Raw genomic sequence first — 15,270 nt, 5'->3', positions numbered from 1 at the left:
TACCTGAAATTTTGTGAGTCACCTCGTGTTTACGTCACAAACCCTGTTGTGGCTATGGCTAATCATGCATTAGCCTGGCTATAGTTGTTTTATATTGTACACATCAGTTTTACAGAGTAAAACAACAGGAGCAGGTATGACAAACCCAACCAACACCATGATTCAGCGAAATATCCAGCGAGTGACGGCAGAAGAAGTACAGCAGGCTGCGGAATATCAGGCCGCAATATTGGCGGATGTCGCCGGTCGCAGAGGTACGTTGCATGGCAGAATCAAACCACTGGCATCACACATGAAGGTGGCAGGCCCGGCAATTACGGTTGAAGTCCGCCCAGGCGACAATCTCGCGATCCATGCGGCGCTGGCAATTGCCCAACCGGGGGATGTCATCGTGGTGGACGGTAAAGGCGATCTCAGCTGTGCTTTGCTGGGTGAGATTATGGCGACGCAGGCAGAAGCGACGGGCATTGCAGGCATCATCATTGATGGCGCTGTGCGTGACGCCGACACGCTGAGCAAGCAAAATTATCCGGTCTTTGCCGCAGGCTTAAACCCTTGTGGTCCGACAAAACTCATTCCTGGACGGGTCAATCACCCGGTCTCAGTGGCTGGCGCACAGATTGAGGCGGGTGACCTCGTTGTCGGGGATGTCGATGGTGTGGTTGTGATTCCGCGTGCTGAAGTGCAGGCCATCATCGCACTCGCGAAGAAAAAACTGGAAGGGGAAACCCAGCGTCTTGCCGCTATTCGTACAGGTGATTTGCGCCCTTCATGGGTAGAGAAAGCGTTGCGCCAGGCCGGTATGTTGGGCGAAGGGGAGTCGCTGTGATGGATGCTGCTCCCGTAGTACTGATTACTGGCAGCGATCTGGCTGCAGAAGCGGTGGCCATGTTGCATGGCTATCAACTGGTTTTCGCAGGCAAACAACCCACAGAAGCGCAACTGATCGCGCTTTGTCAGCAATACAATCCAGTAGCCATTCTGGTGCGCTACGGCAAAATTCCCGCGGCAGTGATGGACGCTGCACCTGCGCTACGGGTGATCTCCAAGCATGGCAGTGGCATTGATGTTATCGATCAGCAGGCGGCGGCAGCTCGCAATATCCTTGTCTGCTCTGCTCCTGGGGCCAACGCCGCCGCCGTGGCAGAGCACACTTGGGCATTGATCCTGGCCTGCACCAAATCAGTCATTGCCTTGGATGCGCGTATGCAAGCCGGGTTCTGGGACAAATCGACGCATAAGTCAGTGGAACTGGAAGGCCGTACTTTAGGGTTGATTGGCCTGGGCGCGATTGGTAGCCGGGTTGCCCGTGCAGGTAACGCTTTTGGTATGCGAGTGCTCGCCTATGATCCCTACGCGCGAGAACTGCCGCCAGCTTGTGAAGCGGTCGCTGACATGGAGAGTCTATTGGCGCAGGCAGATGTTGTTTCACTGCACTGCCCACTTACCGCATCCAATCACGAGATGATCAATTCGGAAACCTTAGCCAAATTCAAACCCGGTGCCATTTTAGTCAACACCGCACGAGGCGGGTTGATTAACGAAACGGCGTTGGTCGAGGCCCTGACATCTGGTGCATTGCATGCTGCGGCACTCGACAGTTTTAGTGTGGAGCCCCTCGCGGCACCCCATCGTTGGCAGGGTATTCCGAATGTCATCCTTTCACCGCATATTGGGGGAGTCAGCGATGCCTCTTATATTCGTATGGGGACGGTTGCGGCGCAGAATATTTTGCAGGTATTGCAAGAGCATCCTCTGGAAGCGGGGGTGTCACCGTGATCACGTTGACACAACCCGTCATCCGCGAGGCAGAATTTTTTACTCGGTTGCCTGACCACTATCGGCATCCCGATCCAGCCAATGCCTGGTCTGCGGCGAATCGCGGTGGGCAGGCCGTAGACTCTTTTCTTGAAGGACCCGTCTGGCACCCTTCAGGCTGTCTGTATGTCACGGATATCCCCTATGGCCGCATCTTCCGTGTCGATATGAACGGTGAGTGGGAGTTGATCGTTCAGTACGCGGGTGAGCCCAACGGCATGAAATTGCTGGATGATGACACGCTGATTATCACCGATTACCAAAATGGCCTGATGAAGCTGTCACTCTCTGACAAAAGCGTCACCCCTTGGCTGACACGGCGTAACTCTGAGAGTTTCAAAGGTGTTAACGATCTCACTTTTGATCGCTGTGGCAATCTCTACTTCACCGACCAAGGCCAAACCGGTTTGCATGACCCAACCGGCCGCGTCTATCGATTGGGCGTTGATGGGCGACTCGACCTGTTGCTGGACAACTGTCCAAGTCCCAACGGCTTAGTACTATCTCCTGACGAAAGTGTGCTGTATGTGGCCATGACGCGCGGCAACTGTATTTGGCGTGTTCCGCTGCAAAGGGATGGATCGGTCAGCAAAGTCGGCCAATTTTTCACTTCGTATGGTCCGAGTGGCCCAGATGGGCTGGCCATCAACGCAGAAGGGGAGTTGATGATTGCAAATCCGGGATTAGGTCGATTGTGGTTATTGAACGCTTTGGCGGAACCTATACAAATCATCACCAGTCCCGCAGGGCGTTCCACCACCAATGTCTGTTATGGCGGTCATCACCGACACAAGCTGTTCATTACCGAGTCAGTTACCGGTTCCATATTGACTTGCGAAATGACAATCCCCGGCAACGTGCTGTACAGCTCACAACAACAATAACAGGTGCCGCAGAGCACTCTGGAGCCTCTTATGACCCTGCATACCTTACCTGACGCGGCACCGAATACTGTTGCTTCGCCCGAATCTAACACGCTCAACGCACAAGAGATGGACCAGAGCGAGCGCGCTGTCGCCAAAGCATTCCGCCGCATTCTGCCCTTTATTTTTATCTGTTATGTCATCAGCTATCTCGACAGAACCAATGTCAGCTTTGCGGCACTCGGCATGAACGCCGATCTCGGCATTACGGCTGAGCAGTTTGGTTTTGGCGCAGGGATGTTCTTCATTGGATATTTCCTGTTTGAAATTCCCAGTAATCTCATCATGCAGAAAACCGGCGCACGTATTTGGATTGCGCGAATCATGATCTCGTGGGGAGTGATCTCAATGGCCACTGCATTTGTCACGGGGCCGATGAGTTTTGCAGTAGCACGTTTCTGCCTTGGCATGGCTGAGGCTGGTTTTACACCGGGAATCTACCTGTTTTTTACCTATTGGTTCCCAGGCACATGGCGAGCAAAGATCACCGCTGCGTTTTTAGTCGGTATTCCGGTGGCGAATATTATTGGCGCTCCCATTTCGGGGGCGCTGATGCAACTCACTGGACATGAGCATATCCGCAACTGGCAGTGGCTGTTGTTGATCGAGGGTGTGCCTGCCGTCATCCTCGGTATTCTCTGTTTGTTCTTTCTCGATGATAAACCAGCCAAGGCAAAGTGGCTGACTGCAGAAGAGAAAAGCTTGTTACAACGTCGGTTGGACGATGAGCAGCAGCGCATTGCCGCCAAGCATGGTGCGAGTATGCAGCATGCGATGCGCAATCCTTTGTTGTGGCTACTGGCGATGATCAACTTTTGCGGCATTGTGGGATCGATTGGCGTTGGCTTGTGGATGCCACAAATAATTAAACAGATGGGCGTCAGTCACACAGCCACGGGCTTTCTCACCGCACTGCCATATATCTGCGGGGCATTGAGTATGCTGCTGTGGGCTAAGCGAGCCAATCAGTCGCCGCATCGAATTCGCTGGGTAAGTGGTGCCTTGATCATTGCCGCATGTGCGCTTTCTGTCAGTGCGGTGGTGTCTGAGCCTGTGCTGAAAATGCTGGCACTTTGTTTTACGGTAAGTGGGATTCTGGCATTTCAGGCGTCCTTTTGGGCGATACCCTCGGGGTTCCTCACCGGGAATGCCGCCGCCGCTGGCTTGGCGGTAATTGTCTCTGTCGGTAATTTGGGCGGATTTTTTGGCCCGTCACTGATTGGCTATGTTAAGCAAATGTCAGGTGGTTTTATGTGGGCACTTATAGCCGTTTCAGCTGTGTTACTGATTGGCGCACTGGCTGTGTCACAGGTCAAAGACCCCTATAAGACTGAGTAATGCTGGAGTGTCGCGCCAAACCTTGGCGCGGCAGCCTTCACGATGAACGCGTAGTACTGATGTAACTCACCGGATTGCCATTATCGTCAAACACTTCGTAGCTGACCTTTTCATTGGGCAGCGCAGGTTGGCTGAGCGTGATGGATTGCGTGCTAAGCGGCGCGACCATCACATCGTTCACCTGGATCTTATTGGCGATCTGCAAGCGCAGGCTCATAAACCAGCGTGTGGGGTTTTCCACGCTGAGTTGATTACCCTTGACCACAAAGCGCAGTTTTTGTGCGTCATCGGGTTTGGGTGCGTTAAGCGTTGCAGGTCGAACAAAGACTTTAAGTCGAATACGCAGCGGCAGTACGATCTTCCGCTCTGCACTGCCGGTCTGCTGAGTCAGAGCGGGAATCTGATAAACGTTCAGCCAGTACAGGCTTTCTCTGTCTTCCGGCAATGACTGACGGGTCGTCAGCACCAGACGAATGGAACGCTGTTCATCGGGCGATAACCTCATCATCGGCGGCATCGCGAATACCGGCGTTTTGCTGAGATCCGGTGACTGCATTAAGTCACCTTCATCACTCCAAATTTGCACTACCGTAGGGTTCTCCGGCCCATTCTTCACATTCAGCGTCTGGCTGGTTTGGTTGGCACTGAAAATGATGCGCGTGCGATCTACATTGACTACCGCCAAGGCGTTTCCGCTGAAAAACTGGCTGGCTATCGCCACTGCGCTACTGAAAACTAACCACAACTTGCAACTGCGCATTCACTGTTCCTGCTGTCACTGTTTGTCCACTTAAGGCTTCAAGGGAAGCCGTAAAATCACCGCTGTAAATATTGCTGGTGCCTGATGACACCAGCGAGGTCAGATCCGTGTAGGCATACCAGCCGCGCGTATTGCCTGTGCCGGTGCTGGCCAAATTAGGCAGCAGATTGATTGCGCTGCCATTGCTGTCATAGATTTTGATACCCACACCGGAGGCGACGCCACTGCTGCCGTAGCGCGAATCCAGTAACCAGGTCAGACCGCCCCCGCTGGTGGTGAGTCCCAACTGGGTTGCCTGTAAGACGGCATTAGACTGGTTCACCAGCAATCCCATGGCCACGTTGGCGGAACTGCTGGTTGAGGTGCTGGTGCTGGCTTTGGCGCCCGTTTCACATTGCAAAGAGATAGAAAAAGGGGCCTGGCTGCTGCCACCGCCGGTAAGGGTGCCGACGCTGATGGTGGGTAACAGCACCACCGACGGGTAGTTTTGTACCTCACACAGCGCACCGCGCACGTAGGTGACATTGTTATAGGTGCTCCAGGCGGCAGGCCAGTTGCCGTACCACCCATACCAATAACTGGCGCTGTCCTGGCCCACCACCAAACTGTTGGTATCCAAACCGGGGCCTTTAAAGGCGATATAGCCGCGCGGCTGTGTCCATGTATCGCTGTAGCGGTTGTCGCCATTGGCGTAATAACTGGTCGAACTGATCTTGTACATCTCATAGAGCACGTTGCTGAAGGCGCTGGCCGGAATATAAAGATACGTCCCATCGGAATACCAACTATCAGCGGTGAACTGACGTGCCTTCCAGTAGCGACTGTAATACTCGCCCGTCGCGGTGTTGGTCATGCGAACGGCGACGTTCTTCGCGACATCATAATAAGCACCGTCGACTTCGCTACTGGCATACATCCCGGCATAAGCACTGTCACCGTTGGTGGCGTACATCTCGTACAAGCTGCTGGCATCAGCGACAGCACAGCGGTAGAGGATTTGGTTTGGGCTATAGGCCACATTGCTGGCCGAAGTCAGAAATGATCCTACCGAACTGGCAATCAGCGAACCTGCGGGCTGAAATGATGTGCCGCTGTTAATACTGATCACCGAAGGCAAGCCCACGTTACCAGAGCAGGTATCACATGCGCCGGTCCAGGAGGACGCCGTATAGCCCGCCGCTATTACGGCGGCAGAGAGCGAGGAGCTACTGGTGACTTTTATGCAGTTAGCCCACAACGTCAGAGGGAGCAGCAGCAGCGCAAAGAGCGTGTATTTAATGTTCACGGGGTTATGACTTCCTGCAAATACCATCGAGAAGGATCAGCGCCTGTTGCGTTTTTCCGGTTATTTGATAATCCACTAAGCAGTGATTTGTGTTGCCTTCCCAACTCACTTTTAATGTGCCAGAGTCGTGCGGCACACGGGCATACAGTTGGCTGCCTTGGCCCACCACACCTACCACTGTACCGGCCGCATCTCGGACTTCTGCACCCATGGGGGGCGGCAAGCCCAGGTTAGTGTTTAATGAGATCAACACCGCGTTACCGCGGAGGGTGGAGAAACTCACTTTGCTCACCGCACCGGCGTAAGGCACAACGCGCTGGCTTCCTCCGCTCAACTCGGCATCGGCGCGCATATTCAGGGTGTCGAGACTCACGGTGTTCTCACGGTAGGGCGTCAGTGACGGCAGCAACGCATAGCCGTTGCTATCGATCACAGCACCTTGCCCATTCTGAACCACAGCACCTTGGGCGCCTTCGGCATGAATCAGGGCGAAGGTTTCGCTGGTGTAAGGCCCTGCGGTCAATCCACCGCGATGCAGCAGTAACGTGCCAGACGTGCCTAAACCCACCTGACGATAGTTATTCCCCTGGCCGTAGTTGGCGCGCACCGCCCCGAAGCGAGTGTTCTGTTGTAGGTTGCCGCCAAATGAGCTGGCTTCTCCGCTGGTACCATTGCGGTAATGCTCGGTGCCGCCATACAGCGAATAGGAGAAATCACGCTGGTCGCCTGCCGAACCCGTAAGGGAAACCGTCGACGAACGGCTCTGTTTAGTCTGGTTGTAGTTGTAAGCAACCGATGAAAAACCTGAGCCCCAGTTCAACGGCAATGAGATATTGAATGACACCGTGTTTTCGGTGTATTTCTGCTGACGGCTGCTGTCCTGGTCATCATTAACACTCAGATCGTATCGACTGGTGTTCCAGAAGGTACGCTGTCGCGCCACGTTAACGCCGTAACTGATGCCTCGCCAGCTGTTGGTATAGCCGAGTTGCAACTGCGTGATGCGTGATTGATTGTTGTAATAATCAGCGGTGCTGGCGCTCAGACTGACCAAACCATACTCATCCATTGATTGGCTCAAGGTGGCGGAGAGGCGGTTACGTTGATTGAGCGAATCAGAGTAGTAGCTGATCCCGGCCTGTTGCTGGCGTCGCATACCCAACACATCTTCAAGATCGCGAAAGCCACGAGTGGAATAGCGATAAGCCGCTAACACGAGGTTGGTACCCGTTTCGAACGTTTTGCTGTAGCTCAGCTCTGCGCGCCAGCCCGAAGTACGTTGATCATTTTCGACTTTTGCCTGAGAGAAAGTGGTATTGATACCTAACGCACCCACGTCGGTTGCCCAGACGCCGCCCAGCAACCAAGCCTGATAATCTTCAGCCAATCGGGAACCCGCGGTTGCCGTCAGGCTATTGCTGATACCGTGCTGTAACACACCCTCAAAGAAGTGGTTATTGACCGCGTAATATTGACGTACCCGTCCCAGGGCCAGTGAGTAGTGCCAGTTGCCCGGTCGAACGGAGTCCGGCACTGACGCGTAGGGCACCGTAAAGGTAGCGTTCTTGCCATTGGCTTCGATCACCTCGACCTCAAAGTCACCCTGACTGCGGGTGTTGTAGAGATCGTTTATGACAAAGGGACCCGGTGGCACCACGGTTTCATACACCACACGGTTGAGCTGTTTCACTACCACCCGTGCATTCGAGGAGGCAATCCCGTGAATCTCTGGCGCATAGCCACGACGTCCTTGCGGCCGCATACGTTCATCGGAGGCGAGTTTGATACCGTTGAAGGCTAGACTGCCGAAGAGCGAGCTTTCGGTGTAACTATCGCCAACGGCAACCTGACTATTGATCGCTTCTACCGGCCTCTGTACCCAGGTTCTCACCCTGTTGTAGCGATAGCTGCTGCCACCCAGGCTACTGCTGAGATAGCGTAGATTCCCCTGATGGCGCAGCTGCCAGTTAGCGAGATTGGTGCCGGCCGTGATACCACTCCATAAGTACTGATAGCGATAGCCCGCCGCGCTATTTTCCGTCCAGGTGTAGTTGGTGTTATGGCGCAGGAACAGCGCGGTCATGCCTTGATCCCACTGTTCAGGTGGGATGTATCCTCTGGGCGTGCGATTGAGCGCAGACATCGGCAGCGTGATGTTTAAACGTAAAGCGGCGGAATCAAACTCCCAGTTGCCCTGAGGCGTCCAGGCTGCCAGTGACGAACAGCGCGTTGAAGCCACGTTGCCGGTGCTATGTTTAATTTGCATCATGTTGACCAGTGCGAGCGGCAAACACGGCTCTGCTGGCTGACCCACGGCAGAGGGTAAAAAATTCAGCTTCACGCCAGAAGAGACCAACTGGTTATTTAAATAGACATCGACCAGATATTCTCCGGCAGGTAAATTTCCATGATTAAATTGTTCGATGTTCTGACCAAATGCCGATCCTTTAAACAGCGACGAATCAAAATAAAATTCATCGCTGTGCGCAGGTGAAGAAAAATAGAATGAAACAGTCAGGAAGAATAAGGGCAGTTTCAATTCACTGGGAGTGGATGGGGTAACTTTCACTTATTCTTGCTCCCTGGTCGTTGATGGCGTCGAGACGCACGGTGCCTACACCCTGTAAGCGCTGTTTATTATTGGGAAACCAACAGGTCTGCTGAGAGAATGGGGCGACCATCTCGGGTTCACAGCGGTAAGTTTTATTCGCTATCTGCAGGGTGGCGGCAACGAGTGAAGCAAACCACGGCTGCGCATTCTCGATCTCGATTCCACTACCGTGGCGCTCATCGAACAGGCTACGGACTTTAATACCCTGCAGAATATTGCCTGGTTTTCCAATGGCGGCCGGGCGATAGAACAACTTGATGCGGTTACGCAACATCACGGTCATCGCATTCTGCTTAGCTGCAGAAGCCTGTCCTGCGGGTGGGATTTGCAGCATGTTAAACCAGAACACAGATTCCTTATCCTGGGGCAGCGGACGCGATGAGCTAAACATGACGCGGGCAACTTGTCCTGCTTTAGGCTGAATACGAAATACCGGCGGTGTGATAATAAAAGGCACTCGGTTTATTTGCTGTGGTTTGGCATCAATATCCCCGTCATCAAACCAGGCCTGGATGATATAAGGAATGTTGTCGCCATTTTTAAATTGAATATCGATCGAGCTAGCCGCACCTGGATAAATAATTCGGCTCCCCAGCAGCGTCACGCTGGCCTGTGCTGAAGTCAGCACCGTGCTCAGTAATAAACAAGACAAGGCCTTACGTAAAAACATACAAACAATCTCATGTCATTCCGTGTGGCCCCAATGATGCGAGCCACACGGATTCGTGATTACTGGTAGGTGACGGCGTATTGCAGTGAAGCCTCAACCGTACCGGCGGTGGCCACGCCGTTGGCGTAATATTGCGCGTTGTAGGTGGCTGAGGATTCCGTTTCACCTGCGGCCAGCGTCAAGTCACCACTGCCGGTGTAACCGCCGGCCAGGTTAATCACCGCGTCTTTGCTGTCCACCAGTTGCACCTCAACGTTGGTCGCCGTACCGGAGTTGGCAAGGTTGCCATTGGCCGTCACGTTGTTCCCGACAAACACGGTTGAGATTTTTGTGGAGGCGGAAGCATCACCGGTGCAACCGGACAGTCCCACGGTGAAAGCCGTTTGTCCTGCCGTATTACCACTCGCCGCGAGATCGGCTTTGCTGACGGTTGGCATCAACACCACCGGGGATGCCGCATTGCCATTCACTGAGATCGAACAGGTCTCATCGGATACTTCACCCTGGAAGTTAATGGTGTTGTCCGACGCGGCGAACGCAGCAGTGGAGAACAGGGTGCTGGAGATCATCAGCGTTAACAGTGTTTTATGTGTTTGAGTCATCATCGTGTAATCCTTTTACTTAGTGACCCGAGAGCAGCTGATTAAGGCTGGTGCCGGTTTTTCTACGAATTGAATCTTTCATGTTGTAAATCTTTTTTATGTCATGGTTCATGGCTAACGAAATGGAAGAGAGTGAGTTGCCTTTGAGCGCTAAATCCAAAAAGGCTACTTCTTCACTGGAGAGCGCATTGACCCTCCGCTTTGCACCTCCTTTTAAACCATAATAAGTACTATTGATGGTTCGCTTAATATCGACCAACGGTTCCTCGCAATAAATAACAGAGTGGATTCCCTCTCTCTTCATCCAGTGCGCGGCTAATGCGGCTAAGGCACGATCGCAAATCAAAACGATGGTTAAGCCGGTCGATTTAAGATAATCAATCCAGTGCTTATTGGTTAAATAACGTATGTTGTAGATCGAAAAATCAACAAATATACAGCCGCGACAAAAAACACTTTCATAGCGACCTGCTACCAATGACAATACGCCCCGAGTCAGATAGTGATTACTGTCTGGCCAGACTGCGATTTTTTGAATTGGGCATCGATTAAGAATATCGTTGTTCCGATCGGTCAGCTGGCAGCCATATTTGCAACTGGCACAGCGTATGTCCTCTTTGGTTGTGTTTCTCATAGCTAACTCATCCGCCCCATCAAGAGCTGCGGATATCCTGGCAGGATAGTTGTTTTTATTCAATTAGTTAAGAAAGTGGTGTTTTTTCTTTGCTCGGAATAGTCTTAGGTTCTACAGGTGAGGATAAAATGGAATTTCTTTGTCTTTTCTCAACTTGAAGCGCCGTTCTTCTCTGAATACCTCAAAGGAGTTAGGATTTTTCTAAATTCACCAGGATTAATTTAAAAAAGCACGCATTAAGATCAATTTTTTTATAGCACTTAATGCTAAATCCCTCCGTGTTTTTAGGCCAATTGATATCACTATCAAGCGAATGATATTTATTTCTCACTGTTATTGATAACGTGCTTATTAAACCAAATTGATAATGTTTCAGGGGTATCAATCGGTATCTTTACGACAACAACGTTTAGATAATTCTCGATATAATTGCGGATTAAATTGACGTTGTTAGGATTATTCTTACATTTAAGTCTTTATTATTTTGATCCTAAAATGTCCGCCAAAAAATTAGGTGATTTTTCTAATTGATTTCTGAAGTGAGTTTATATTAGTAGGATTAACCAAAACTTTCCAAAGTGCAGGTGAATAATTTTCCTAAGCGATGATCTTTCACCAATTTATCATTCAGTGCCTATGCAATTTGTTAATTATATATGGTGATTTAATTCCTGGCGGCGCTGGAAATCGCCGCGGGGAAATGAGGAAATTGCGGGTTGGTTTAGGTTGGCTTTACATAAATACCTTTATAGGTCTGGCCAACGGCATTGCTCACTCATGGTTTGTGCCAACGCTGCAGCGGCATGTGACAACTGATGTTGTTTTAATCTTAATATCCCCACGCGTCGCTCAATCGTCGGTGATACCAAGGGCACGCAGACGGCGCCTAATTCACGCATCTGCTGGATACAGAGTGCAGGCACTGCGCTGGCCCCTAAACCGCTGGCCACCATTTTCCCTACGGTGACCAACTGATGGCTCTCATAAGCGACATCTAAGCGCCGCCCAGCTTGGGCCAGCGACTGTTCCAGCAGCAGGCGCACAGCAGAAGGGCGCTGTAACGTAATAAAATCGAGATGCAGTAACTCACGCCAAGTTAACTGCGACTTTTGCGCCAGAGGACTTTCCGCAGGCACCACTGCCACAAAGCGATCGCTCCCTAATGGGGTGAAATGCAATGCATCAGCCAGCTCAGGCTCAAACGCAACACCCATCTCCACACGACCTTCCTGCACCATCTCCAGCACCGTTTCATTGATCACATCATGCACGGCGATGTTGACGCCGGGATAGCGCTGACGGAAGGCCTTCAATACCGCGGGCAGCAGGTTACCAGCGAAAGAGGGCATGGCTGCAATTGAAACTTTGCCTAATTGCAATGTGAAACGCAGGTGCATGGCCTCTTCGGCATTTTCCCAGTCCGCCAGTAGCCGCCGTGCCATGGGGAAAAAGATCTCGCCTTCTGGGGTCAGTGAGACATGCCGGGTGGTGCGCATCAGTAGTGGACCGCCGAGCGCTTCCTCTAATCCGCGTATCGCCAGACTCAATGCCGGCTGCGAGATCGCCAGTCGCTCGCTGGCTTGGGCAAAATTCAAAGTGTGAGCAACCGCTAAAAATGCGCGTAACTGCTTGATAGTCATTTTCATTTTTTAATTTGTTAACTTTATGTAAAACAACAATTAACAACCCATTAATAAAAAAAGTAAATGAAAGGCGCAGAAAAACAAAATTAACAAATCATTTTTGTGACGCGAGGATGGCTTATCCGGTGAATTCAGGAGAAGCACGGCAATGGCAGGTTTGGATAAACGCGTAACCAGTTATCAGCAGGCGCTGGCTGGTTTAGAAGACAACATGACCGTGCTGGCAGGGGGATTTGGCCTGTGCGGCATCCCGGAAAATTTGATCGCCCAGATTCGTCGTCAAGGGACCAAAGGGCTGAGGGTGGTATCCAACAATTGTGGCGTAGATGGGTTTGGCTTGGGGTTGCTGCTGGAGAATCAGCAAATCAAAACCATGGTTGCCTCCTATGTCGGTGAAAACGCCCTGTTCGAGCAACAGATGCTGAGTGGAGAGCTGGAGGTGATTCTGACGCCACAAGGCACGCTGGCAGAAAAAGTGCGTGCGGGCGGTGCAGGCATTCCGGCGTTTTACACCGCGACGGGATATGGCACGCCCGTCGCAGAGGGTAAGGAAGTCAGGGTATTCGATGGGCGTCATTACATTCTGGAGCAGGCGATTCGCGGTGATTTTGCCATCGTCAAAGGCTGGAAAGCCGATTGGTACGGCAATGTGATTTATCGCCACACCGCACAAAACTTTAACCCGCTGATGGCGATGGCCGCACGCGTCACGGTGGTGGAAGTCGAGGAGATCGTGGCGCCCGGTGAGCTGGACCCTGCAGCGATTCATACGCCGGGAATCTATGTTGACCGTTTGATTCAGGGCAGTTTCGAGAAACGCATTGAACAACGCACCTTAAGAACGGGAGGCGCGCATGTTGACGCGTGAACAGATGGCACAGCGTGTGGCGCAAGAGTTGCGTGACGGTGATTACGTCAACCTTGGCATTGGTATGCCGACTCTGGTCGCCAATTACGTTCCGTCCGGCATGGACGTGATGATGCAGTCAGAAAACGGGCTGCTCGGTATGGGGGCTTTTCCGACCCAAGCGGAGTTGGACGCAGACATGATTAACGCAGGCAAGCAGACGGTGACGGCAAGGAAAGGCGCGGCGATTTTCGACTCTGCCCAATCCTTCGCCATGATTCGCGGTGGTCACGTCGATCTCACGGTGCTGGGCGCGCTGGAGGTGGATACCCAAGGCAATATCGCCTCGTGGATGATCCCCGGCAAAATGGTCAAAGGGATGGGCGGCGCAATGGATCTGGTAGCGGGTGCCGAGAACATTATCGTGATGATGACGCACGCCTCCAAGCAGGGCGAATCGAAACTGCTAACAAGATGTACCTTGCCACTCACGGGCGCAGGTTGTATTCGCCGTGTGATCACTGAACTCGCTTGGCTAGAAATTGAGGATGACACCTTTGTCCTGCGTGAATACGCACCCGGTGTCAGCATCGAGGAGATTCGTGCCAAGACCGCCGGAGCGTTACGCGTGGCGGATGATGTGCGCGAAATGGTGTTGACCCCGCAAGTTCAGGAGGCGCCATGAACGAATGCGTGATTGTTGCCGCGACCCGAACGCCGATTGGACGTTTTCATGGTGCGCTGGCTTCTCTGTCAGCCGCTGAGTTAGGTCAACGCGTGATTGCCGCGCTACTGGCGCAGACCCAGGTCGATCCCGCTCAGGTTGATGAAGTGATTATGGGGCAAGTCTTAACCGCGGGGTGCGGGCAGAATCCGGCTCGTCAGGCCGCGGTGGCCGCCGGTGTGCCTTATAGCGTTCCGGCCAGCACGCTGAATATGGTGTGTGGTTCGGGACTCAAAGCGGTCATTCAGGCTGCGCAGGCGATTCAAAGCGGTGCGGCTGAGATCGTCATTGCGGGTGGTCAAGAGAGTATGAGTCAGTCGCCCTATTTGCTGCCCGACGCACGCGGTGGCTGCCGTCTCGGACATAGCCAGCTTGTTGACAGTGTGATTCACGATGGCCTGTGGGATGCCTTTAACGATTACCACATGGGGATAACCGCAGAGAATCTGGCCGACCAATATCAGATTACCCGTGCGGAGCAGGACGCGTTTGCGTTGTTATCGCAGCAAAAGGCAGTGGCCGCACAGCAGCAGGGACGTTTCCACGCAGAGATGACCACGATCGAGGTGCCGCAAGCGAAAGGGGAGGCGCTGGTGATTGGCGAAGATGAGCAGCCACGTGCGGATAGCTCAGCAGAACGGTTGGCACGTCTGCATCCTGCATTCAAAAAGGACGGTAGCGTGACCGCAGGCAATGCGTCCAGTCTCAACGATGGTGCGGCAGCGGTGATGCTGATGTCAGCACAGCGTGCGGCAATTTTGGGATTACCGGTGCTGGCACGTTTGACGGGTTGCGGTGTTGCTGGCGTCGATCCTGCCGTGATGGGAATCGGTCCGGTGACCGCCACACAAAAAGCGTTGCAGCAGGCGGGTTGGACACTGGCTCAGTTAGACCTGATTGAGGCCAATGAAGCCTTTGCGGCACAGGCGCTGGCAGTAGGTAAAACACTGAACTGGTTGCCAGAACGCGTCAACGTCAATGGCGGGGCGATTGCCCTTGGCCACCCGATTGGCGCATCCGGTTGCCGCATTCTTGTCACGCTGCTGCATGCGCTTGAGCAACGCCAGCAGCAGCGCGGTTTGGCCACGCTGTGTGTCGGCGGCGGAATGGGCGTGGCTGTGACGATTGAGCGTCCCTAAAACAAGGGCCGCAAATGGCGTCCTGCTTGCCAATTAAGTGCGTTTCGGTCGCCATTAATGGCGCCCCTACATTGTTCGGTGCGGTTTTCGTGGGGTGCGCATTTATGCGTATCTAACAGTTCGATGCGGTTTTCGTGGGGTGCGGATTTAGGTACAACCGGGCACATGGGTAACAGATCAGACCGACCACATAGGTAACACTTTTGTGGTCAGTCGATTCGGATAATACGTTTTTCTGCCCGGTCATAATACGCCAGTATCATCCTGTCGAAGAGG

The 15,270-nt window shown here is 52.8% G+C and carries 14 protein-coding genes; 7 read left to right on the top strand and 7 right to left on the bottom strand.

What is annotated here, in order from left to right; translation table 11 throughout:
- Positions 1-136 precede the first annotated feature (136 nt).
- From F3J38_RS24730 to F3J38_RS24715, 4 genes are all read left to right on the top strand, one after another.
- Complete coding sequence (locus F3J38_RS24730) at positions 137-829, top strand: RraA family protein (protein WP_167143318.1); 693 nt, start codon at positions 137-139, stop codon at positions 827-829.
- Entirely contained in the window at positions 829-1,779 is a 951-nt protein-coding gene (locus F3J38_RS24725) for a hydroxyacid dehydrogenase (protein WP_167143518.1), read from the top strand. Before F3J38_RS24730 ends, F3J38_RS24725 begins: the two co-directional genes overlap by 1 nt.
- Positions 1,776-2,702 carry an SMP-30/gluconolactonase/LRE family protein gene (locus F3J38_RS24720; protein WP_167143303.1) on the top strand — a complete coding sequence of 309 codons (927 nt, stop codon included), beginning with the start codon at positions 1,776-1,778 and terminating at the stop codon, positions 2,700-2,702. Before F3J38_RS24725 ends, F3J38_RS24720 begins: the two co-directional genes overlap by 4 nt.
- Before the next feature lie 108 nt (positions 2,703-2,810).
- Positions 2,811-4,079, top strand: coding sequence for an MFS transporter (locus F3J38_RS24715; RefSeq protein WP_369411040.1), 1,269 nt, complete (start codon positions 2,811-2,813; stop codon positions 4,077-4,079).
- 37 nt (positions 4,080-4,116) lie between these two features.
- On the opposite strand, the gene F3J38_RS24710 is transcribed toward F3J38_RS24715, so the two are convergent.
- The 7 genes from F3J38_RS24710 to F3J38_RS24680 form a co-directional block, all read right to left on the bottom strand.
- The gene (locus F3J38_RS24710) at positions 4,117-4,839 is read right to left on the bottom strand and encodes a fimbrial assembly chaperone (RefSeq protein ID WP_167143297.1); all 723 of its coding nucleotides are present in this window, start codon (positions 4,837-4,839) and stop codon (positions 4,117-4,119) included.
- Positions 4,805-6,124, bottom strand: a complete 1,320-nt coding sequence (gene stbD / locus F3J38_RS24705; RefSeq protein ID WP_167143294.1) for a fimbrial usher protein StbD — start codon at positions 6,122-6,124, stop codon at positions 4,805-4,807. Before stbD ends, F3J38_RS24710 begins: the two co-directional genes overlap by 35 nt.
- Positions 6,125-6,128: 4 nt before the next feature.
- On the bottom strand, positions 6,129-8,693 hold the full coding sequence (locus F3J38_RS24700) for a fimbrial outer membrane usher protein (RefSeq protein WP_370661741.1): 2,565 nt from the start codon (positions 8,691-8,693) through the stop codon (positions 6,129-6,131).
- The gene (locus tag F3J38_RS24695; protein ID WP_167143292.1) at positions 8,665-9,405 is read right to left on the bottom strand and encodes a fimbria/pilus periplasmic chaperone; all 741 of its coding nucleotides are present in this window, start codon (positions 9,403-9,405) and stop codon (positions 8,665-8,667) included. Before F3J38_RS24695 ends, F3J38_RS24700 begins: the two co-directional genes overlap by 29 nt.
- A 59-nt stretch (positions 9,406-9,464) precedes the next feature.
- Positions 9,465-10,010: a fimbrial protein gene (locus tag F3J38_RS24690; RefSeq protein ID WP_167143289.1), complete on the bottom strand. Its 546-nt coding sequence runs from the start codon at positions 10,008-10,010 to the stop codon at positions 9,465-9,467.
- A 16-nt stretch (positions 10,011-10,026) separates the two neighbouring features.
- Entirely contained in the window at positions 10,027-10,641 is a 615-nt protein-coding gene (locus tag F3J38_RS28010; protein ID WP_205298400.1) for a LuxR family transcriptional regulator, read from the bottom strand.
- Positions 10,642-11,387: 746 nt separating this feature from the next.
- On the bottom strand, positions 11,388-12,287 hold the full coding sequence (locus F3J38_RS24680) for a LysR family transcriptional regulator (protein ID WP_167143286.1): 900 nt from the start codon (positions 12,285-12,287) through the stop codon (positions 11,388-11,390).
- Positions 12,288-12,432: 145 nt separating this feature from the next.
- Between F3J38_RS24680 and F3J38_RS24675 the strand changes: the two genes are divergently transcribed.
- The 3 genes from F3J38_RS24675 to F3J38_RS24665 are packed head-to-tail and all read left to right on the top strand — an operon-like array spanning position 12,433 to position 14,994.
- A complete protein-coding gene (locus F3J38_RS24675; protein ID WP_167143283.1) occupies positions 12,433-13,152 on the top strand; it encodes a CoA transferase subunit A in 720 nt (239 codons plus the stop codon).
- Positions 13,139-13,816, top strand: a complete 678-nt coding sequence (locus F3J38_RS24670) for a CoA transferase subunit B (RefSeq protein ID WP_167143280.1) — start codon at positions 13,139-13,141, stop codon at positions 13,814-13,816. Before F3J38_RS24675 ends, F3J38_RS24670 begins: the two co-directional genes overlap by 14 nt.
- Positions 13,813-14,994 (top strand): acetyl-CoA C-acetyltransferase, encoded by a 1,182-nt coding sequence (locus tag F3J38_RS24665; protein WP_167143277.1) that lies wholly within the window; start codon positions 13,813-13,815, stop codon positions 14,992-14,994. Before F3J38_RS24670 ends, F3J38_RS24665 begins: the two co-directional genes overlap by 4 nt.
- Positions 14,995-15,270: the final 276 nt, after the last annotated feature.

This window comes from Candidatus Pantoea formicae, assembly GCF_011752625.1.
GTDB lineage: Bacteria > Pseudomonadota > Gammaproteobacteria > Enterobacterales > Enterobacteriaceae > Pantoea > Pantoea formicae.
This window is presented reverse-complemented; position numbering and strand designations above follow the sequence as displayed.

Bases quoted from the DNA above. Each gene is read 5' to 3' on its own strand.
- F3J38_RS24715 (WP_369411040.1), top strand. From the start codon at position 2,811: ATGGACCAGAGCGAGCGCGCTGTCGCCAAAGCATTCCGCCGCATTCTG.
- F3J38_RS28010 (WP_205298400.1), bottom strand. From the start codon at position 10,641: ATGAGAAACACAACCAAAGAGGACATACGCTGTGCCAGTTGCAAATAT.
- F3J38_RS24730 (WP_167143318.1), top strand. From the start codon at position 137: ATGACAAACCCAACCAACACCATGATTCAGCGAAATATCCAGCGAGTG.
- F3J38_RS24680 (WP_167143286.1), bottom strand. From the start codon at position 12,287: ATGAAAATGACTATCAAGCAGTTACGCGCATTTTTAGCGGTTGCTCAC.
- F3J38_RS24725 (WP_167143518.1), top strand. From the start codon at position 829: ATGGATGCTGCTCCCGTAGTACTGATTACTGGCAGCGATCTGGCTGCA.
- F3J38_RS24710 (WP_167143297.1), bottom strand. From the start codon at position 4,839: ATGCGCAGTTGCAAGTTGTGGTTAGTTTTCAGTAGCGCAGTGGCGATA.
- F3J38_RS24690 (WP_167143289.1), bottom strand. From the start codon at position 10,010: ATGATGACTCAAACACATAAAACACTGTTAACGCTGATGATCTCCAGC.
- F3J38_RS24675 (WP_167143283.1), top strand. From the start codon at position 12,433: ATGGCAGGTTTGGATAAACGCGTAACCAGTTATCAGCAGGCGCTGGCT.
- F3J38_RS24665 (WP_167143277.1), top strand. From the start codon at position 13,813: ATGAACGAATGCGTGATTGTTGCCGCGACCCGAACGCCGATTGGACGT.
- F3J38_RS24695 (WP_167143292.1), bottom strand. From the start codon at position 9,405: ATGTTTTTACGTAAGGCCTTGTCTTGTTTATTACTGAGCACGGTGCTG.
- F3J38_RS24670 (WP_167143280.1), top strand. From the start codon at position 13,139: ATGTTGACGCGTGAACAGATGGCACAGCGTGTGGCGCAAGAGTTGCGT.